Source organism: Mycobacterium sp. ACS4331 (genome assembly GCF_001667265.1).
In the GTDB taxonomy this organism is placed as follows: Bacteria; Actinomycetota; Actinomycetes; order Mycobacteriales; family Mycobacteriaceae; genus Mycobacterium.
In genome coordinates this window covers 50,769-70,265 of record NZ_LZHW01000007.1, presented here as the reverse complement: position 1 = coordinate 70,265, position 19,497 = coordinate 50,769, and the positions used below count along the sequence as shown (strand labels likewise).

Below are 19,497 nucleotides of genomic sequence, written 5' to 3'. Positions count from 1 at the left end.
GATCGATGTGAACCCAGAGTTCGTCGCAACGTGGACCGCCGCCATGGGTATGGACGGATCGGCATTCAATATTCCCAAGCATTCGATGGTTTCCAGCCGGTATAGCCCTGGTCGGCAGCGGCGGCACTTCGCATTGGTGTGCACAAGTGACACCGAGCTGTTCGACAACTCCGCAGACGGACCACCGCTCTACCGATCCGAACTTCGTAATTTCGTGAACGGCACTGCGGTGGGTGCGTCTCAAGTTACTGCGGTTGTCCGCCGCGCTGAAAGCAGCAAGAGGTTAGAGCGACCGCATCGAGTTGCATTCACCGCGACCTTAACCTACCCGTACCTAGTCGAACTCCTCGATCCTTCACATATGCCCCAGCAAGTGGCCCTATCGGTATAGATGCACGGGCCTCGCCCCGTGGAGTCCAATGGCACGTCCCGGCCAGGACGCAAACGAGTTCGGCTCTCAGGCACGTTCTCGTTAAGCCCATCGCCAAGCATGAGTCCAGTATTTCGATCCCACCCTCGATGAGCCAGTCACGGGCGGCAGTCGCATCTGCACCCTGTTGCTGCGTAGCGTGGACATGCCCACGCCGAGCGGCATGCCAGAAAGTTGAATCTCCGAGCCTGGCGGTAACCGTCAAGCGCTCTCGGGATGGCTCGCAGGCTGGACACGGAACGATCCGTACGCCGGGCCATGTCCTAAAGCTCGACTACACGTCCGCATGCACTTGAGGGACGATGCCCTCAATACATCGAAAGTGCTGCGGAGCGGAACCTACGCAGTTCCGGGGCAACTACCCTTTTCCACGGCGGGCGGTAACACTTCTTCCTATAACTACCAATATCGAGCGAAGTTGGGAGGCCACCAGCAATGATGCCGGGGTATCCCATGCGGATTACTATCGCCGTGGTGGATCATCGCTCTCGACCTCCGCAGTAGCGCCGTGCCCTTCCGGCTGGTCGATGAGGTGGCGCAGCACCGAGTCAATTGGACCTTCGTACGGTACAAGCCCACCGCCAGTCATCCGCAACACCTGGTGGCCGACTGGACCAAATCTGCATTTCCAGAGAGTTAGCCGTCGCAGCGACAAGTCCTCGGATAGGACCTCCGGAGTTTGTGCGACATCAAGGTCCAGGATCGCGTCAGCTCCATAGGCAACGCTGTAGCCACCGGCTCGCCGGCCCGCCGTGTCGTACATGCCAATACCGATCGCCGCCGCGTCGGTATCCCGACACCACGCCCGCAACCTTCGCATACCTGCCTTCATCCGCCGAGCATCGAAATCCGCACACGCATTCACGGAATCTACGACCAACATCCGCGCACCGACATCGGTCGCGGCCTCAATGGCATCATCAATTGTGTCCACGGTCACCACATACACCCCAGCGAGCGGGGCACCTATTCGATGCGCCAACCGCACGATATCGCCAGGACTACATGCGTCGGGCGGGTCGTGCTCATCTGGCGAAGCCGCATAGACCGTGGTGACCGTTTTGGCAGCAGCACAAGCGAACTCCACGGACAACGTCGATTTCCCGACACCAGGTTGTCCATAAATCATCGCGAGCTTCCGCGCGGGCATACCGCCGTTAAGTAGCCCATCGGCCCAGCCAACCGGCACCCGCTCCGTTGGGCGCGGTGCGGATAGCTCGTCCAGAGTAACTTGGCGCGCCACATAGGACATTCCAGCCTCCTCAATGTTGTTTCCGCATAGGCTCCCATGGGCCACCGACAACTCCTTGTTGGTCGCGGTTGTAACGGGTTTCTGGCGCAAGAAGGTGGCGCTACCCCCCCTGGCGGACCAGAATCCACGTCAGAAACCAGGGAGTGCCATAACGCACCAACAGCCGACGAACCACACCGCTCAGCCGCATCTAGAAGATCCACAATCAACCCTGGGTGCCAGGCAAATACCTGGTACCAAACCTGTCTACTGATAACGCCGATCGACTCGGCTTCGATCTCATCGACCGCGACTTCTTCGTCCGACACTTCCGCTGACCGCCCACGACTATCCAGCAAGTCGTTCCACAGCATCTCGCGGTCCGATTCAGGGTTTGGCCGTCGACGTGACCAAGTGATCTGACGACGTCCACGCGACGCTTGCTCCCACTCATGCCAGACCTTCCACCGTCCGGGCGCCGTCACACTGGCGACTTCACCCGTATCCCTGTCGATCACAGCCCAATCACCGTTCCCAGCAGGAAGAACGCCCCAATGACGCGGAGTACGTATTCCAAACCCGCGAGCATCGACTGACTCAGCGAGATCCGCCAGCACTTCAAAGGGAGTCTGATTACGTTCTGTCCGAGTGTCTTTCGTTGCAACGCCACACCCGATCTCAAGACCTATGCGTGCCGCGGCATCGTATGTGGACTTAGACAGGTACCGTCCAACGTATTCAGCGCCTCCATCGGCAATCTCGCGGACATCAACGGCAACCGACCCCGGCATCCGACAACCGGCTTTTGCCAATCCCTGTGACCAGCGCTGATGTATGCGAGCGGCAAACATGCTTCGTCCCAACCAATCACGATCAACTCCGCAACCCAGTCTCCGCTCGGCATCCTCAACGAGGCCACTTGACAAGCTGGTCACTGAGAACACGAGGGCGTGGATATGAAGGTGCCAGCCGTGTCCACCAAGTTCCGGCTTGCCGTAAGTCGCTTCCACAACTCTCGTGACGCCCGCTATTTCGAACCGCTCCGCATCACCCATAATCGCCGGGAGGAGGACGCGGCCCCGCCTGCGCTGCGCCATCCGTTCTTTCTGCCCCGTCCAGTCACGAGTTCCGAACACCGAACGCCAAGCCGCGGAAAGCGAATCCCAGAGGTCAGAAAGGCCGTCCTTCTTGCTGTGCCGCATCGTCAACGTCAGCAGATACACCCGTCCACCGCGGCGATAACACTCTCGTGCTGCCGCACCGATTTCGGCAGCCCTGGTATTGGCTATCACTGCCGAGCAGCGAGGGCATGCCCACACTGACCCGCAGGTCATCAGGCCATGCAGACTCGCCACCATCCGTCCATCGACCTCGCGACGCTTGACAACCACGCCCTGACCGTCATCAGGATCGCCAACTGCGTCGTTATGCAGTACCCGGCCGCAGCAGCGCACTGCTTTCAACGAAGACGCCTGCCACAGCATCGCCCGCGCACCCCAACGAATTCGGCGCCGCTCACCCGAATCAACCGTCGAAACGCGGTCTCCGCTGGTCGGTGATGTGGTGAAGCAATAACTCTGAGTACTACCAAGGGCGCTCGCTGCGCTCGCGCCGCCGACGCTCTGGCCCTCCGCGCAAGCGCTCCGGGCCGCCGCGTCGCCGTGGCTATCGGGGTCGCGCAATGACAGACTCATCCGAGCCAACCCTTCTGGATGTCGTCGAAGGAGGTCTGCGCCAGTTGGCCATCACGGTCGACCGCAGATTGCCCGCGTCCGCCGCGGCGTTCTGCGTATTGCAAAGCTCTGTCGGCCGCATACATAAGCGCCTCGGCCAAGTCTTTGGCTTCCTCTGCTGTCAGTCCGTAACGAGCGGCTACAGCGAACCTGGGCGCCACTATGGTGACTTCAGACTTCCGTACGCCCACCGAGAATCCCGCGATGGTCATTCGGCACCGCCCTGTTCATCGGAGTCCGAAATACGGCGGGGTCGCTTCCTTCTGACAGTCGGCGAACCGGCAGCGCGCCGTAGAAGATCACGCACGGCTTCGTCGTTCGCAAGTTCGTGCGCCACATCCTGGAACCACTCACGCGTGCCTCGGCAGCCGTTCTCGACGTCAGCCGGCCCACGCTGCAAGCCCCAAAGGTCGAACGCCCACCTCTCCAGCGCTGACTGTTCGGTCTCGGCAAGCGCGGCGAGTTCGGCGTGACCAGCCAGGACCACCGCCACACCGACCACTTCCCCGGTCGACCAGATTCCGCGATACGACTCCCAGCCGTTCGCGCGGACCTGTGCGGCCCGAGCCAGTAATTCGGCTCGAAGCCGTGTGCGATCCCCATCCGTAGGCCCGGCAAGTAAATGGCTCAGCGGATCTTCACCCGACGGCTCCCCCGGATCTCCGGGGACCTGACCCGCCGGCGTCATTTCTCGCCGCCATAGATCGAAGGACCGATGACGTAGTTATGCACCCGCGGTACGATTCGATCGCGCGCGCAAACGGTGGTTTTCATAGTTGCCTCCGTGGAGCCCCTTGGTTGCAGCCGAGGGGCTTCGCTCGTTTCTGAGCCCGGAAGTCAACGCTGATCTGTGGTCGGTGCTCGGTCGGTGAATCCGCGATACGCCGTAGTTTCGGGTGGTACCGGATGGCGCCATATCGCCACTTCAGGACCACTTTCGAGCCCACGATTAGGAGAGCTTGCAGGCTCTCCTAAAGCCGGTGTCGCAGGTTCGAATCCTGCCGGGGGCACTTTTACCGTTGTATTGCGTCGGTTGATGCCCGGCATTTCGTCGTCGGTTGATGGGCGACAGTGTTTCGGCGGATGCCTGACAACACCGGCTCCGCACTGATGTGGCAGTGACGCGCTGAAAAGAGCTGTCGCTCGTCAGCAACGACGACACCACCCGCTCGCCCGCGCATCCCCGCGTCTCCTCCGAACACGTTCCCCTGGGCCGTCATGAACACGTCACGCCTGCTCAACATGGAACTCAGCCGTTCCCAAGCATATTGACTGGCTCAAAACTAAACTCGAGCCAAGGGGGGAAGGGGGACCCGATGTTCCGCGGAACGTTGATATTCGTGATCGCAGCAACGGCACTGATTGCCAGTTGCAGCCCATACCGGTCATCCATCGAAGTCATCGAGTTGCCACCCACGGCAACAGATTCGCCACCAACGCAGTTCATCGTCACAGAGCCGACTAAATCGCCCGTGCAGCGCACCGCATTCCGGGCGGACCTCACCGCAGCGGGAATCCCCGAAGATGGGCATGCCACCCTGGAGCTGTGGGCACGATCTGTGTGCACCCTGCGCGCGCAGGCCGTCGCCAACGGCGCGACCACCAACGAGGCCGATGTGGTGAAGAAGTTGCCCAGCGACGTCGCCAACACCGGCCTCAGGCTGACCCCTCGGCAGGCCGCCGCGGCGTGGGCGGCAACCAAGCGCCACATCTGCCAATAACGCCGCCGCCGCAGGTCAGAGCGCCAACGCGCGCATCAACTCCCAGGCCGGACCCGCATCACCCTCGGACACGGTCAACACGTTCTTCTCGAGCGCTTCACCGAAGGTGAGCGCCTGATTGTTCAACGCCATCAACGTCGCCGTGTCCGTTGTGATGACCGCACGCGGCCGGTCGACCGTCTCGGCGCGAACACTGATGTGCCGGTTGGCGATTCGCACACCGAACGGCCGACCGTCGACCACCAGCTGGTAATCGCCCTCGACACCGCCGGCGGCGTCCGGGTCGAAATGCGCGGCGAAGCCCAGGGCCAGCGACTCGAGGTCGATGCGCTGCTGCGGGTCGGGTTCCCCCAGGCGACGCGACCCCCAGCGCAACAGGCTCAGCATCGCGGGCCGAAGTCCCTCCCCGTCAGGCGTGAGGCGGTACACCGTCGAGGCCGCCGGCGGGGGCAGGGCCGCCTTCTCGATCACGCCGGCCTCTTCGAGTTCGCGCAGACGCTGACTGAGCAGGCCCGTGCCCACACCCGGCAGGCCTTCGAGCAGGTCGGTGAACCGCTTCGGCCCCACGAGCAGGTCACGCACGATCAGCAAAGTCCAGCGCTCCCCGAGCAGGTCAAGGGCCGCGGCGATGCCGCAGTACTGCTGATACGACCTCTTCGCCATGCCCATGAGTTTAATAACCCTTCCTCTTTACTTCAGAAATAGTATGTAGTAACTTCCTAATTATGAACCAACTCCTACTCACTGGGAAGCCCGCACTGCTGACGCATGCCCTCCCAGGACTGCTGCGCCGGTGGTGGGACGAGATTCGATGGGCCGACAGGGCCATGTGGCGGCCGGCCGACCGCCGTGAGCGTCGTAAGCGGCGGCACTATCCCGTGCAGCGCGACCGCGTCTTCGAGCACGCCGCGATGGCCCGCGAGATGTACCGACTCTGACCGTCGGCACGCCGAGACGAGACTCGAGTCGAAGTGGTCGGCACCGTCACGTATGGTGGGAGAGAACTGTTTCCGATTCAGTCGGGGGACTTGAGCCGGAGGTTATTGTGAACTCGCAGAAGCTGATTCGCCGTGCAACGGGAACAGCAATCATCGCAGCGGGACCATTGTTCTTTGCCCTGGGAGGCGCCGCCCCAGCGTCTGCGGATCCCGACATTTGCGTCACCGGGCCGTACGGCTACGCCAGCGCATGCATCGAAGTGCCCGGCGTGCAGGTCGTCTACGACGACGGCCCACGCGGTAAGGGCAAGGGCCACTGGAACCACGGCCACTGGCACCCCTGACCGTCAGGTCACCCATCTGCCGCGGTGCAGCACGCGCGCGACGTGAAGATCCGCGTCGAGTACCACCAGGTCGGCGGCCGCTCCGACGGCGAGGCCGTGACCGGGCAGTCCCAGTGCACGCGCCGGGTTGATCGACGTCTGGCGCACCGCGAGCAGCACGGCCTCATCGCCGGCCAAACCGCAGTGCGACACCGCGAAACGGAACAGCCGGTCCATGGTGGCCGTACCACCGGCGATCGTGGTGGAGCCCGCCACGTGCGCCACAGCGCCACGGACGTCCACCGCCAGCGGCCCCAATCGGTAGGACCCGTCGGGCATACCTGCCGCAGCCATTGCGTCAGTCACCAGCGTGACCCGTTTGGGACCGACGCTGTCAGTGATGTGGCGGTACAACGCCGGTAGGACGTGCACGCCGTCCGCGATGAGCTCAACGGTGACCCGCGGATCCTCGACCAGTGCGATGATCGGCCCGGGTTCGCGATGGTGAATCGGACGCATCGCGTTGAACAGGTGCGTCCCAACGGTTGCGCCCGCACTTATCGCGGCTCGGGTCTGGTCGTAGGTGGCCTCGGTGTGTCCCACGGCCGCGACGGCGCTGGCGTCGACGATGCGTTCGATGGCCGCCAGCGCACCGTCGCGTTCCGGGGCCACCGTGACCATCCGAACGGTGCCTCCGCCCGCCTTCAACAGGCGCGCCACCTCTTCTGGATCCGGGTCACGCAGAACGGCGGGATCGTGTGCCCCACACCGCTTCACCGCCAGCCAGGGGCCTTCCAGGTGCACCCCCGCGATCAAGCCGGCCCGGGCCTCGTCGGCGAGTTCGGCCACACCGCGCAGCATTTCGTCGGGACCGGCCGAAACCAGCGATGCCACCAGCGTGGTCGTGCCGTGTCTGCGGTGAAAACGCACGGCCGTCGCCGTGTCGGCGGGGCCGCCGTCAGCTCCGCCGGCGGCGAAGCCCGCTCCTCCCCCGCCGTGCACGTGGGTGTCGACGAAGCCTGGCACGACCGTCACCGCACCGAGGTCGACGTCGGCGGGGCGCGGCGCGGCGCCCTCACCCAGCCCGGCCACGGTCCCGTCGGCCGAGACTTCAATCCAGCCCGGCCGCAGCAACTTCCAGCCTGTCGCGACGGCATCGGCGGTGATCAGCATGTCAGATCCCCTGCCACTTCGGCTTGCCGCGGTAGGTCTCGCGGTAGTAGTCGGCGAGCTGCAGCCGGTGCGCGGCGTCGTCGTCGAGCAGCACCGTCACATGGGGATGGTGCTGCAGGATGGTCGCCGGCCATCTCGCACTGACCGGTCCCTCGACCAGGTGCTCCACCGCCTCGGCCTTGGGGCGGCCCGTCGCCACCAGCACCACGTGCCGCGCATCCATGATCGTGCCCAGCCCCTGTGTCAGACAGTGCGTGGGAACCGCCTCGACGTCGTCGCCGAAGAAGCGCGCGTTGTCGATCCGGGTCTGCCGCGCCAGCGTCTTGATACGGGTGCGCGAGGCCAGCGACGAACCCGGTTCGTTGAAGCCGATGTGCCCGTCGGTGCCGATTCCAAGAATCTGCAGGTCCACACCGCCGGCGTCCGCGATCGCCGCCTCATACGCCGCTGACGCGGCCGGAATGTCGGCGGCCAGACCGTCGGGCCCCTGCACGGCGCCGGGCGCGAAATCCACCCGCGACACGAAGACCGCGTCGATCACGTTGCGATAGCGCTCGGGGTGGTCGGCCGGAAGCCCGACATACTCGTCGAGCGTGAACCCACGGGCGGCGGCGAAGCTGAGTGTGCCCGCAGCGCACCGGGCGGCCAGTTCGTCATAGATCGCCAGGGGCGAGGACCCGGTGGCCAGCCCGAGCACCGCGGTCGGCCGTCGCGCCAGCAGCGCGCCCACGGCGTCGGCGGCCAGCGATGCGATCGCGGCCGAATCCGGCAGGATCACCACCTCCACGGCTGCCGCCTCACCTCTGCACGGTGAACAGGGTCTGATGCGGCGCCGCCGGGTCCCCGGCACTGACCGCCACGTCGATGTTGGCGGGCTCGCGTTCGTCCATGACGACCACGGGCACAACGGGATTCATACCCGCGGCGACCACAGACGGGACGTCATAGGTGGTGATGACCTGCCCGGCGGTGACGGTGTCGCCCTGGGCCGCGTGGGTGGTGAAGCCCGCACCCTCCAGACGCACGGTGTCCAGGCCCAGGTGAACCAGCACCCCGACGCCGTCGCCGGTGAGGATGACGTAGGCGTGCGGCATGAGCTTGAGCAGCGTCCCAGCGACCGGGGCGACCGCGTCGATGACCTGATGCGGCGGAGCTATCGCGACCCCGTACCCGACCATGCCCTGGGAGAACACCGGGTCGGGCACATCGCGCAGCGCCACCACAGTGCCCGCGACCGCGGCCAACACCGGCGTCCTGCTCATGGGCAACCCCTTTGCCTGATCCCCTGCCTCAGGATATGCACTCGGATAGGGTTGCGCGCAAGACTGCGAAAGAAAGGTCACTCAGTATGAGCGACACCGTCAAATCGCAAGGGGCGTCGAAGAAATCGGGCCTGCACATTCCCGGTTTCGCACTGCTGCAGCGGCTCGGCAAGAGCCTCATGCTGCCCATCGCGGTGCTGCCGGCGGCGGGCATTCTGCTGCGGCTCGGCCAGGACGACCTGCTGGGCCGCATCGACACGCCCGTCATCGGGCCGTTCTTCGACGCCATGAGCGCTGCCGGCGGCGCGCTGTTCACGAATCTGCCGCTGCTGTTCGCCGTGGGCGTCGCCATCGGATTCGCAAGGAAGGCAGACGGTTCCACGGCGCTGGCCGCCGTCGTCGGCTACCTGGTGATGGACGCGGTCTTCACGACCATGTCGCCGATCGTGCTGGCCGGCGAAGTCGACAAGGCCGGCGATCAGGCGATGATCAACTACAGCGTGTTCGGCGGCATCGTGATCGGTTTGGTGACCGCGGCGCTGTTCGACCGGTACCACACCATCGAACTTCCGTCGTACCTCGGCTTCTTCGGCGGTCGCAGGTTCGTGCCCATCGTGGTCTCCCTGGCGTCACTGTTCATCGCATTCGTGATGAGCTACTGCTACCCGCTGTTCGACTATGTGCTCACCGGTCTGGGGACGTTCATCGGCGGTGCCGGCGCGTTGGGCGCGTTCGTCTACGGCTTCGCCAACCGCATGCTGATCCCGATGGGCCTGCACCACATCCTCAACTCCTACGTGTGGTTCATCTACGGCGACTATCAGGCGCCCGACGGGTCCGCGGTCACCGGTGAACTCACCCGATTCGCCTCCGGCGACCCGTCCGCGGGCCTGCTGACCTCCGGCTTCTACCCGATCCTGATGTTCGGCCTGCCCGCCGCTGCGCTGGCGATGATCCAGGTGGCCAACCGGCGGCAGCGCAGGATCGCGGTCGGCATCCTGTCGGCGGCCGCCCTGACTGCGTTCCTGACCGGCGTGACCGAACCCCTCGAGTTCGCGTTCATGTTCGTGGCGTTCCCGCTCTATGTGATTCACGCGCTGCTGACCGGACTCTCGCTGGCCGTGGCATACCTGCTCGACATCCATCTCGGCTTCTCGTTCTCCGCAGGACTCATCGACCTCCTGCTGTACGGCACCGCCCCGGCGGCCAAGAACATCCCCCTGCTGATCGTCATGGGTGCGGTGTTCTTCGTCGTCTACTACCTGATCTTCCGGTTCGCCATCACCCGGTGGAATCTGCGCACCCCCGGTCGCGAGCCCGACGCCGAGTTCGAGGCGGAGGAGCAGGCCAACCTTGAGGACGGCGGCGAGTCCGCGACCACGGTTGCGGTGGTCACCGACAGTCGGGCTGAGCAGGTCATCGCGGCCTTCGGCGGGCGGGAGAACCTGGTCAACGTCGATGCGTGCATCACGCGGCTGCGGATGGAGGTGGCCGACCCCTCCAAGGTGGATCAGGACCGGCTGAAGGCACTGGGCGCCGCGGGCGTCATCGAAGTGGGCAACAGCGTGCAGGCCGTGTTCGGGACGCAGGCCGAGGCGTTGAAGAACGAGATCGCCGACGCGCTCTGAGGTTCGGCGCGCGAGATTGCCGTGAGGGTCGTGGAACGCCACGGTGCACAGCCCTGGAGGCAATCTCGGCTGCGCCCGAGACGCGTCAGCGGTGACGGCCTCAGTTAGCCCTGGTCGCGATGACCTGCTGGGCGATCTCGACGAGCTTGACATTGGCTGACTGCGACAGTTGCCGCAGCATCTCGAACGCCCGCACCGAGTCGACGTTGAACCGCTCCATGATGATGCCCTTGGCCTGACCGATGATGTCCCGGCTGCTCAGCGCCGACTGAAGCTGCTCACCCTGCCTGCTGGCGATGATCGCGGCCGCGGCGTGGGCCGCCAGCACCTGCCCGACGGCCTCGTCCTCGCTGGTGAAGGCCCGCGGTTGCGAGCTGAAGATGTTCAGTGCCCCCGCATTGCGCTGGCTGGTGTAGAGCTTGAACGACAGGCCGCTGCGCAGGCCACGCTTGACCATCTCGGCGGAGTACCGGGGCCAGCGGGGCTCTTCGGCGAAATCGTCGGTGCGGACGATGAGTTCGTCGACCGCCGCCTCGACGCAGGGCCCCTCGCCGTACTCCACCTGCAGGGCGTCCAGCTCGTACAGCAGTTCCGAGGTGGCGGCCTGCGTCTCGTATCTGCCGGCCTTGGTGAACAGCAGGCAGCCGGCCATCTCGGCGCCCGGCAGCATCTCGAGCACGGTCTTGGTGACGTTGCCGAGCACGTCGTCGACGCCCAGGGGCACCGCAAGTTCTCGGGCCAGCGCCGCCATTCGGCCCGCCAATCCGTCGTTCGATTCTCTCCCCACGCACGAACTCTTACACAGATGACGATTGCAGACACCAACGTTTGCCATCGGACCTGATCGGCAATGCCGACATGACGTGGGTGTCCAGGTCGACCTGGACACCCACCAGGTCTCGCCGGTTCAGACCGAGTGCCGGCGGGGCCGAACCCTCTAGAGTCACTCTGTTAGTTGTAGTACCGTGCCCGCATGGCGGGTGTGTGGATTCTCGGCGGGTACCAGAGCGACTTCGCCCGAAACCTCAGCCGTGAAGGCGTCGACTTCGCCGGGCTGACGGCCGAGGTCGTCGAGAACACGCTGCAGCGCTCGAGCATCGACGCCAAGGACATCGAGGTCATCCACGTCGCCAACGCGTTCGGCGAGATGTTCGCCAACCAGGGCCACCTCGGCGCGATGCCCGCCACCGTGCACGACGACCTGTGGGGCCTGCCCGCGACCCGGCACGAGGCCGCCTGCGCCTCGGGCAGCGTCGCGACCCTTGCGGCCATCGCCGACCTGCGGGCCGGCCATTACGACGTCGCCCTCGTCGTCGGCGTCGAGTTGGAGAAGACGGTGCCGGGCGACCTCGCCGCGGCGCACCTCGGCGCCGCCGCCTGGACCGGGCATGAGGGCCAGGACTGCCGTTATATGTGGCCGTACATGTTCAGCCGGGTCGCCGACGAGTACGACCGCCGTTACGGCCTCGATGAGCAGCACCTGCGCGCGATCGCCGCGCTCAACTTCGCCAACGCGCGGGCCAACCCCCTGGCGCAGACCCGAGGGTGGGTCGTGCCGGACCCGATCACCGCCGACGACGTCACCAATCCCGTCGTCGAGGGTCGAATACGGCGCCTGGACTGCAGCCAGATGACCGACGGTGGCGCGGGAATCGTCCTGGTCAACGACGCCTTCCTGCGGGAACACCCGACCGCCCGCCCGCTGGGGCGCATCGACGGGTGGGGGCATCGCACCGTCGGACTGGGGTTGGACCAGAAGTTCGCGCGCTCAGGCGACGATCCCCACGTGCTGCCGCACGTGCGCGATGCGGTGCGCGACGCACTGGCCCGGGCCCACACCACCCTCGACGGCCTGGGCGGCTTCGAGGTGCACGACTGCTTCACGCCCAGCGAGTACCTGGCGATCGACCACATCGGTCTCACCGAACCGGGTGAATCGTGGAAGGCGATCGAGAACGGCGAGATCGCCATCGGCGGGCGACTGCCGATCAACCCCAGCGGCGGTCTGATCGGCGGTGGGCACCCCGTGGGGGCGACAGGTGTCCGCATGCTGCTGGACGCGGCCCGCCAGGTCAGCGGAACGGCAGGTGACCAGCAGGTGGAAGGCGCTCGCAGGTTCGGAACCCTGAACATCGGCGGCAGCACCGCCACGACCGTGAGTTTCGTCGTGTCCCAAGGAGAGAACTGAGATGAACACCGATGTGGTCGGCAAGTTTCTGTCGACGCTGCCCGAGGACGACGACCACCCGTACCGCACCGGCGCATGGCGTCCCCAGACGACGGAGTGGCGCGCCGACGACCTCACGGTGGTCTCCGGGGAGATCCCCGGCGACCTCGACGGCGTGTACCTGCGAAACACCGAGAACCCCCTGCACCCGTCGCTGTCCTTCTACCACCCGTTCGACGGCGACGGGATGCTGCACGTGGTGGGCTTCCGCGATGGAAAGGCGTTCTACCGCAACCGCTTTGTCCGAACCGACGGCTTCGCCGAGGAGAACGCGGCCGGAGGTGCGCTGTGGCCCGGTCTCGCGGAGCCGGTGCAGGTGGCCAAGCGCGACTACGGTTGGGGCGCGCGGACGCTGATGAAGGACGCGTCGAGCACCGACGTCGTGGTGCACCGCGGCACCGCACTCACGAGCTTCTACCAGTGCGGTGACCTGTACCGCCTGAACCCGTACACGGCCGACACCCTCGGCAAGGAGGACTGGAACGGCGGGTTCCCGTCCGACTGGGGCGTCTCGGCGCACCCGAAGGTCGACGACCGCACCGGCGAACTGCTGTACTTCAGCTACTCCAAGCAGGCTCCGTACCTGCGCTACGGCGTCGTCGACGCGAACAACACCGTCGTGCACCAGACCGACATCGAACTCCCCGGACCGCGACTGCCGCACGATATGGCGTTCACCGAGAACTACGCGATCTTCAACGACTTCCCGCTGTTCTGGGATCCGAAGCTGCTCGAGTCCGACATCCACCTGCCCGGGTTCCACCCGGACATGCCGTCCCGGTTCGCGATCGTCCCGCGCCGTGGTGGCCCCGGCGACGTCCGCTGGTTCGAAGCTGCCCCGACGTTCGTGCTGCACTTCACCAACGCCTTCGAGGACGGTGACGAGGTGGTGCTCGACGGGTTCTTCGAGGGCGACCCGGCGCCGATGGACGACCACGCTGGTGACAAGTGGCAGAAGATGTTCCGCTTCCTGGCGCTGGATCGGTTGCAGACGCGCCTGCACCGCTGGCGGTTCAACATGGTCACCGGCGAGACTCGCGAAGAGCGGCTCACCGACACCATCAGCGAGTTCGGCATGATCAACCCCGCGAACGCGGGGCGGGACTACCGCTACGTCTACGCCGCAACCGGCCGGCCGGGCTGGTTCCTGTTCGACGGGCTGGTGCGCCACGACCTGTCAACCGGTGCCGAGGAGGGCTACTCGTTCGGCGAGGGTGTCTACGGCAGCGAGACCGCGATGGCCCCGCGGGTGGGTTCCGTCGCGGAGGACGACGGCTACCTGGTGACGCTGACCACCGACATGAACGACGACGCCTCCCACTGCCTGGTGTTCGACGCGAGCCGGGTGGCTGACGGACCGGTCTGCAGACTGGCTCTGCCCGAGCGGATCTCGAGCGGAACGCACTCCACCTGGGTCGACGGTTCCGAACTGCGGCGGTGGCGCACCGACGACTCGGCGGCCGCCGCGATCGGTATGTGAGTGAACGCGCTGCTGGATGCCCGCACCGAACTGGAGGCGGGTGCGCCCAACGCCGTCAGTCGCATGCTCGGACTGCTCGGCGACGAGTGGAACCTGCTGATCGTGCAGCAGTCACTGCTGGGCGCCACCCGATACGGCGAATACCTGGCCAGACTGCCGATCTCGAACGCGGTGCTGACCACGCGGCTGCGCGGCCTGACCGGTGAAGGGCTGCTCGAACGGCGTGAGTACCAGGACAATCCGCCGCGCACCGAGTACCTGCTGACACCCCGCGGCCGCGCCCTGTGGCCGATGATGCTGCTCATCTGGGACTGGGAACGGCGCTGGGTGCCCGACCACGTCGACCAGCTGCCCACCATGCGGCACGTCACGTGCGGGGCGCTGTTCACGCCGCTGTTGACCTGCCGCGCGTGCACCGCACCCAGCACCGACACCGACGTCAGGGTGCGGTGGGGGCCGAGCGGTTCGTGGAAACGGTCGACCCCGACCACCGTCACTCGCCGCAGAGGCGGCTCGGCGGGCCCTCCGGGCCTGTACCCCGAGACCATGAGCGTGTTCGGAAACAGGTGGTCGGCGGCCATCCTGATCGCAGCCTTCCTGGGGGCCAGCCGGTTCGGTGACTTCCAGAGACAGTTGGGCGCACCGCCGGCGTCGATCTCGGCCCGACTGCGCGCCTTTGTCGCGAACGGTGTGCTGTCAGGGTCGGAGGCGTACCTGCTGACGGACAAGGGCCGGGCATTCTTCGGTGTTCTCGTCACGGCGCTGGACTGGGGCCAGCACTGGTATCACGCACCGGAGGGCCCCGCAGTCGTGCTGACGCACCGGACCTGCGGCGCGCCGTTCACCGCGAGACTCGCCTGCGACCAGTGCGCGAACGCGCTGTCGGGCGATGACGTGCTGGTCGAGCCCACCACGGCCTAGGCGTCGTGGCGGTCCAGGCGGAACTGCAGGTTGGTGCGCACCGCCGGCCACTCGATGTCCAGGATCGAGTACACCACGGTGTCGCGGCGTGATCCATCGGCGAGCAGTTGATGGCTGCGCAGGATGCCGTCCTGTTTGGCACCGAGGCGCTCGATGGCCGCCCGAGACGTCCGGTTGAAGAAGTGGGTGCGGAATTCGACTGCCACACAACCCAACTCCTCGAATGCGTGCCGCAGCATCAGCAGCTTGGTCTCCGAGTTCACCCCGGTGCGGCGGGCCGAGCCTGAGTACCAGGTCGCACCGATCTCAAGCCTGCGGTTGGGCGGGTCGACGTTGAGGTAGCTCGACGAGCCCACCAGCGCACCGTCGGACAGCCTGCGCACCACGAACGTCAGCCCGTGCCCACTGGTCTGCAGACCGAGCATGCGCTGCACCCACGCGTCGGCGGTGTGCTCACCGGGGCCCGCGGTGAACCACAGGGTGCCGCTGTCACCGTCGGCCGCGGCCGACGCGATCTCGGGGATGTGGCCGGTGCGCAACGGCTCCAACGACACCCACCGCCGTCCGGACAGCCGGATCGGCTCGATGAACCGCGTCACCGTCGACGCCCGGCCGACAGGGCCTGGACCAGGGTCCAGACCGAAAAGACCACCGCGGCAACGGCACTGCACAGGCCGATGTAGAAGCCGTAGCCGGCGATCACACCGCCGCCGACGAACAGGTGGTGGTAGAGCACGGTCAGCGCCGTGACGGCCACCGAAATCGCGCACGCGACACCGGCCGCCCACTTCTGTGAAAGCCCGCGCGCGGCCATCGCGGCGGCCACCACCAGGGATGAGGTCAACAGCACGATCAGCTGCCCCACCCCGAAACGCGGCGGCAGGTCCAGGCTGCCGACGGCTCCGCCGATCGCGCTCACGCGGCCGCCGCCGTTGGCCGTCGTCGTCAACCACGGCAGCCAGACGCTGACGGCGAGCACACCCGCGCACAGAGCCACCAGCCAACCGGGCCGGATTCGGATCATGGCTCGAGCCTATCCGTTTCGCGGATCCGTCCCCCGTCCGACATCTCCCAGAATCGGTCGATGTCCAGGCGCGCCAGGAACGCGTCGTCGTGGCTGACCACCAGCAGCGCGCCGCGATAGGCGGTGAGCGCATCGACCAGCTGATCGACGCTGGTGATGTCGAGGTTGTTGGTCGGCTCGTCGAGGATCACCAGCTGCGACGGCGGTTCGGCCAGGAGCAGTCTGGCCAGCGCCACCCGGAACCGCTCCCCTCCGGACAACCCGCCCACCGTGCGGTGCACGCTGTCGCCGCGCAGCAGGAACCGGGCCAGTTGGCCCCGGATCGTCTCGACATCGGTGTTGGGGGCCGCGGCCTGCACCGTCTGCAGCACGGTCGCGGTGTCGTCAAGCCCGTCGAGCCTCTGCGGAAGCCAGCCCACCCGGTCGGTTCGCACCGCGCCGGAACGCATCATCTGTTCGAGGAATGTCGTCTTGCCGACTCCGTTGGGACCGCTGAGCGCGATCCGCTCGGGACCGGTGATGTACAGCGTGCCGTCGCCGCCGTTCACCTCCGCCAACCGCCGCCCGGCGGGCAGCTGCGGATCCGGCAGCTCGACCCGGATGTGCTCATCGGCCCGCACCCGGGCCGAGGCGTCGTCGGCGGCCTGCCGCGCGGCCTGCAGCCTGTCGTCATGGCCGCTGCGCAGCCTGCCCGCCGACACCTGAGCCGCCGACGCGCGCATGTTGGCGACGATCCGGGGCACGCTGTCGCGGGTGCGCTGCGCGGTCCGCCGCCTGCGGGCCAGTCTGGTCTCGGCCTCCACCCTCTGGCGTTTCTCCACCTTGACCGCCTGCTCGGCAGTGCGGGCGGCCTGGACGGCGGCATCCTGTTCGGCCTGCAGGTGTGCCCGCCACTGTCGGTACGGCCCGCCGAACACCGAGAGCTCACCGCGATGGATCTCGGCGGTGTTCGACAGCTGCTCCAGCAGCGTGGTGTCGTGGCTGACCACGATCACGACACCCGGCCAGCGCTCGACCATGCCGTACACCGCGGTGCGGGCGGCACGGTCGAGATTGTTGGTGGGCTCGTCGAGCAGCGTCACGGCGGTGCGCCGCAACCGGACGCCGGCCAACGCCACCAACATCGCCTCACCACCGGACATCGCACCCACCCGACGGTCCAGAGCCACTGAGCCCAAACCGATCTCATCCAGCAGGGCGCGCGCTCGGGCTTCGACGTCCCAGTCGTCGCCGACGGCCTCGAACAGCGCCTCGGCGGTCTGGCCCGCCTCGATCGCCCGCAGCGCTGCCAGGGTGTCGGAGATGCCGAGCAGGTCGGCCGCGGTGTCCTCGACACGCAGTGTCAGGTTCTGGCGCAGGTGTCCGACCTCGCCATCGACCGCGACACTGCCCGATGTGGGGGTCAGCTCACCGGCGATCAGGCGCAGCAGCGTCGATTTGCCCGAGCCGTTGTCGCCGACGAGGCCCGTGCTGCCGGGCCCGAACGTGCCGGTGATCCCCTCCAGCGCGACGGCCCCGTCGGGCCAGGTGAAGCCGAGTTCATTGAGAATGACGGACATGGTGTCTCCAGGCGTGTCAGCGAACGGAATGCGCTGAAGCTGAAGAGGTGCTCAGCGCGCGGTCGGAGCCTTGGAGTCATCCACGCCGGCCACGGTAGCCGCGGTTGTCACCCGGTGGCAACCGGTTTTCTCCTACGCTGTGCCGATGACCGAACTTCCGGATTGGGCTGCAGATCTTGGGCTGGGGCCCCACCCCGAAGGAGGCTGGTACCGGGAGACCTGGCGCAGCGACCTGACCATCCCGGCCGCCGCCCTGCCCTCGGACTACACCGGACCGCGCAGTGCGGGCACGGCGATCCTGTTTCTGCTGATGCCCGGACAACAGTCGGCCTGGCACACCGTGCGCAGCGCGGAACTCTGGTTCGTCCACCGCGGCGGTCCACTCGTGCTTGAGATCGGTCCCGAAAGGGACAGCGCCACAACGGTTCTACTGGGCAGCGACCTCGCGGCCGGTGAGAGCCCGCAGGTCCTGGTGCCGCCGGGGCACTGGCAGCGGGCACGGCCGGCCGGCGACGAGCCCGTCCTGGTGAGTTGTGTCGTGGTGCCGGGCTTCGACTTCGCCGACTTCACGATGCACGGTTAGGCGGCGGCGGCCTTCTTCTTGAGCACCAACGCCGGCAGCAGCAGCGTCGCGATCGCCGTCACCAGCCACACCACAACGGTGCCCGCCACCCAGGACCCGACGCCCCGGATGGTCAGCCCGTCGGTGAGGACCGACGCCAGAAACAGCGCCGCCAGCGTGGACACCAGGCCGATGCCACCCAGGAACGCCGACGCGTATCGGCTGGCCATCTTCAGGAAGAACGGCGACAGGATCGCCTGCGCGACCGCGAAGATCAGAACCGCGACCAGGAAACCGGACAGGTGCACTTCGACGCCGGGCACCAGCCAGTTCGCGACCAGCAGCCCGATCGTCGCCGACCCCAGGAACACCACGGCATGCAGCAGCAGACGAATCACGTGCTGAGCCTAGGCCACTGACCTCACCACTCGGCGCTCATCCGCAGATCTCCAACCGGCGCGGCCTGCGCGATCTCGGGGACCGGACGGCCGTCGGCGTCGAACCAGCCCGCGGCGGTCTCGTCGGACGCCGCGGCGGGCGGCCAGTCCGCGGGCAGCCGCAGCACGAGCATGGGCCAGTGTGGCTGTGGTTGCGCATCGCCTGAGGCCGCGGCGGCGGTGAGCGCCGCGATCTCATCCAGCGCGACATACAGTGCCGCGGCGAAGCAGCGGTGCAGCTCGGCGGTGTGCGCGCCGTGGGAGATGCAGCCCACCTCACCGATCTCGATCGGTTCCCAACCCCGCGGCCGGAACACGCGGCGCAGTTCGTCGCGATCCATCGTCGGCTGGTACAGGATCGGCAACACCGTGCCGTCGCGCGTGGGGTCGTGCAGGGCACGGATCGGCCAGGCCGACACGGCCTCGTCCTCTCCGACCATGGCCGCGACGGTCAGGCCCGGTTCTCCGAGCACGGCGCCGATCGCGTGGGCCAAGGTGAAGTTGTGGCCGCACCCGACCTCCGCACACAGGCGGCCGGGCGTCGTCGTCCCCTCCATCTGTGCGACCGCCGCCAGGGCGGGCGCCGCCTCGGTGACACCGAGGACGAAGCGGATCCGTTCGTCACGACGCACGATCATCCGGTTGAGGTGCGCGTAGGTGAGCGTGGCGGCCGCCACCGCGGGCCGGCTTCCCCCGGGGAGCCGGTGCGCGAGGTGGGTGGCGGCCCGCCACCACGCATCCACCCGACCGAGAGTGGTGCGAGTGTCCGGCAGGCCCATCTGGAAGCGGTCCCGCAGAGCGCTTGTGTCTGTCATGGCGATCCTTTCGATCACTGCCTGCCGTGTCGT

Annotated in this window: 20 protein-coding genes; 7 read left to right on the top strand and 13 right to left on the bottom strand. The window is 66.7% G+C overall.

Annotation, left to right across the window (positions count from 1 at the left end):
* Positions 1-893: 893 nt before the first annotated feature.
* The 3 genes from A5727_RS28005 to A5727_RS28000 all read right to left on the bottom strand — a co-directional run bounded on the left by A5727_RS28005 (position 894) and on the right by A5727_RS28000 (position 3,887).
* Positions 894-1,682 carry an RAD55 family ATPase gene (locus A5727_RS28005; protein ID WP_231991910.1) on the bottom strand — a complete coding sequence of 263 codons (789 nt, stop codon included), beginning with the start codon at positions 1,680-1,682 and terminating at the stop codon, positions 894-896.
* A 1,669-nt stretch (positions 1,683-3,351) separates the two neighbouring features.
* Positions 3,352-3,606, bottom strand: coding sequence for a hypothetical protein (locus A5727_RS01555; protein ID WP_068243344.1), 255 nt, complete (start codon positions 3,604-3,606; stop codon positions 3,352-3,354).
* On the bottom strand, positions 3,603-3,887 hold the full coding sequence (locus tag A5727_RS28000; RefSeq protein WP_231991909.1) for a hypothetical protein: 285 nt from the start codon (positions 3,885-3,887) through the stop codon (positions 3,603-3,605). Before A5727_RS28000 ends, A5727_RS01555 begins: the two co-directional genes overlap by 4 nt.
* 823 nt (positions 3,888-4,710) lie before the next feature.
* Between A5727_RS28000 and A5727_RS27275 the strand changes: the two genes are divergently transcribed.
* On the top strand, positions 4,711-5,115 hold the full coding sequence (locus A5727_RS27275; protein ID WP_157521160.1) for a hypothetical protein: 405 nt from the start codon (positions 4,711-4,713) through the stop codon (positions 5,113-5,115).
* Positions 5,116-5,130: 15 nt separating this feature from the next.
* Here A5727_RS27275 and A5727_RS01540 read toward each other — a convergent pair whose 3' ends face one another.
* Positions 5,131-5,778 carry a winged helix-turn-helix transcriptional regulator gene (locus A5727_RS01540; RefSeq protein WP_068243543.1) on the bottom strand — a complete coding sequence of 216 codons (648 nt, stop codon included), beginning with the start codon at positions 5,776-5,778 and terminating at the stop codon, positions 5,131-5,133.
* Between the two features lie 62 nt (positions 5,779-5,840).
* Between A5727_RS01540 and A5727_RS01535 the strand changes: the two genes are divergently transcribed.
* On the top strand, positions 5,841-6,053 hold the full coding sequence (locus A5727_RS01535) for a hypothetical protein (RefSeq protein ID WP_068243338.1): 213 nt from the start codon (positions 5,841-5,843) through the stop codon (positions 6,051-6,053).
* Between the two features lie 347 nt (positions 6,054-6,400).
* Here the strand turns inward: A5727_RS01535 and nagA are convergent, their stop codons facing one another.
* From nagA to A5727_RS01520, 3 genes are read right to left on the bottom strand one after another with little or no spacing between them, the layout of a single operon-like run.
* Positions 6,401-7,549, bottom strand: coding sequence for an N-acetylglucosamine-6-phosphate deacetylase (gene nagA, locus A5727_RS01530; RefSeq protein ID WP_068243335.1), 1,149 nt, complete (start codon positions 7,547-7,549; stop codon positions 6,401-6,403).
* 1 nt (position 7,550) lies between these two features.
* The gene (gene nagB, locus A5727_RS01525) at positions 7,551-8,336 is read right to left on the bottom strand and encodes a glucosamine-6-phosphate deaminase (protein WP_068243332.1); all 786 of its coding nucleotides are present in this window, start codon (positions 8,334-8,336) and stop codon (positions 7,551-7,553) included.
* Positions 8,337-8,346: 10 nt separating this feature from the next.
* Positions 8,347-8,811 (bottom strand): PTS sugar transporter subunit IIA, encoded by a 465-nt coding sequence (locus A5727_RS01520; RefSeq protein WP_068243329.1) that lies wholly within the window; start codon positions 8,809-8,811, stop codon positions 8,347-8,349.
* An 86-nt stretch (positions 8,812-8,897) separates the two neighbouring features.
* Here A5727_RS01520 and A5727_RS01515 point away from each other — a divergent pair, with 86 nt between their 5' ends.
* Complete coding sequence (locus A5727_RS01515) at positions 8,898-10,439, top strand: PTS transporter subunit EIIC (RefSeq protein WP_068243326.1); 1,542 nt, start codon at positions 8,898-8,900, stop codon at positions 10,437-10,439.
* 100 nt (positions 10,440-10,539) lie between these two features.
* Here the strand turns inward: A5727_RS01515 and A5727_RS01510 are convergent, their stop codons facing one another.
* Entirely contained in the window at positions 10,540-11,190 is a 651-nt protein-coding gene (locus tag A5727_RS01510) for a GAF and ANTAR domain-containing protein (RefSeq protein WP_068243323.1), read from the bottom strand.
* A 222-nt stretch (positions 11,191-11,412) separates the two neighbouring features.
* Between A5727_RS01510 and A5727_RS01505 the strand changes: the two genes are divergently transcribed.
* From A5727_RS01505 to A5727_RS01495, 3 genes are all read left to right on the top strand, one after another.
* Positions 11,413-12,627: an acetyl-CoA acetyltransferase gene (locus A5727_RS01505; protein ID WP_068243320.1), complete on the top strand. Its 1,215-nt coding sequence runs from the start codon at positions 11,413-11,415 to the stop codon at positions 12,625-12,627.
* Position 12,628: 1 nt separating this feature from the next.
* Positions 12,629-14,146 carry a carotenoid oxygenase family protein gene (locus A5727_RS01500; RefSeq protein ID WP_068243317.1) on the top strand — a complete coding sequence of 506 codons (1,518 nt, stop codon included), beginning with the start codon at positions 12,629-12,631 and terminating at the stop codon, positions 14,144-14,146.
* A 63-nt stretch (positions 14,147-14,209) separates the two neighbouring features.
* On the top strand, positions 14,210-15,067 hold the full coding sequence (locus A5727_RS01495; RefSeq protein WP_068243541.1) for a winged helix-turn-helix transcriptional regulator: 858 nt from the start codon (positions 14,210-14,212) through the stop codon (positions 15,065-15,067).
* Here A5727_RS01495 and A5727_RS01490 read toward each other — a convergent pair.
* From A5727_RS01490 to A5727_RS01480, 3 genes are read right to left on the bottom strand one after another with little or no spacing between them, the layout of a single operon-like run.
* A complete protein-coding gene (locus A5727_RS01490; protein WP_082949530.1) occupies positions 15,064-15,666 on the bottom strand; it encodes a GNAT family N-acetyltransferase in 603 nt (200 codons plus the stop codon). The two genes, A5727_RS01495 and A5727_RS01490, sit on opposite strands and share 4 nt — an antisense overlap.
* A complete protein-coding gene (locus tag A5727_RS01485) occupies positions 15,663-16,091 on the bottom strand; it encodes a hypothetical protein (RefSeq protein WP_068243314.1) in 429 nt (142 codons plus the stop codon). The genes A5727_RS01490 and A5727_RS01485 overlap by 4 nt, the downstream gene beginning before the upstream one ends.
* Positions 16,088-17,650, bottom strand: a complete 1,563-nt coding sequence (locus A5727_RS01480) for an ABC-F family ATP-binding cassette domain-containing protein (protein WP_068243311.1) — start codon at positions 17,648-17,650, stop codon at positions 16,088-16,090. Before A5727_RS01480 ends, A5727_RS01485 begins: the two co-directional genes overlap by 4 nt.
* A 145-nt stretch (positions 17,651-17,795) precedes the next feature.
* Between A5727_RS01480 and A5727_RS01475 the strand changes: the two genes are divergently transcribed.
* A complete protein-coding gene (locus A5727_RS01475; RefSeq protein WP_068243309.1) occupies positions 17,796-18,233 on the top strand; it encodes a cupin domain-containing protein in 438 nt (145 codons plus the stop codon).
* Here the strand turns inward: A5727_RS01475 and A5727_RS01470 are convergent.
* Positions 18,230-18,610 (bottom strand): phage holin family protein, encoded by a 381-nt coding sequence (locus A5727_RS01470; RefSeq protein ID WP_068243306.1) that lies wholly within the window; start codon positions 18,608-18,610, stop codon positions 18,230-18,232. The two genes, A5727_RS01475 and A5727_RS01470, sit on opposite strands and share 4 nt — an antisense overlap.
* Positions 18,611-18,633: 23 nt before the next feature.
* Complete coding sequence (locus A5727_RS01465) at positions 18,634-19,464, bottom strand: phosphoketolase family protein (RefSeq protein WP_157521159.1); 831 nt, start codon at positions 19,462-19,464, stop codon at positions 18,634-18,636.
* Positions 19,465-19,497 lie beyond the last annotated feature (33 nt).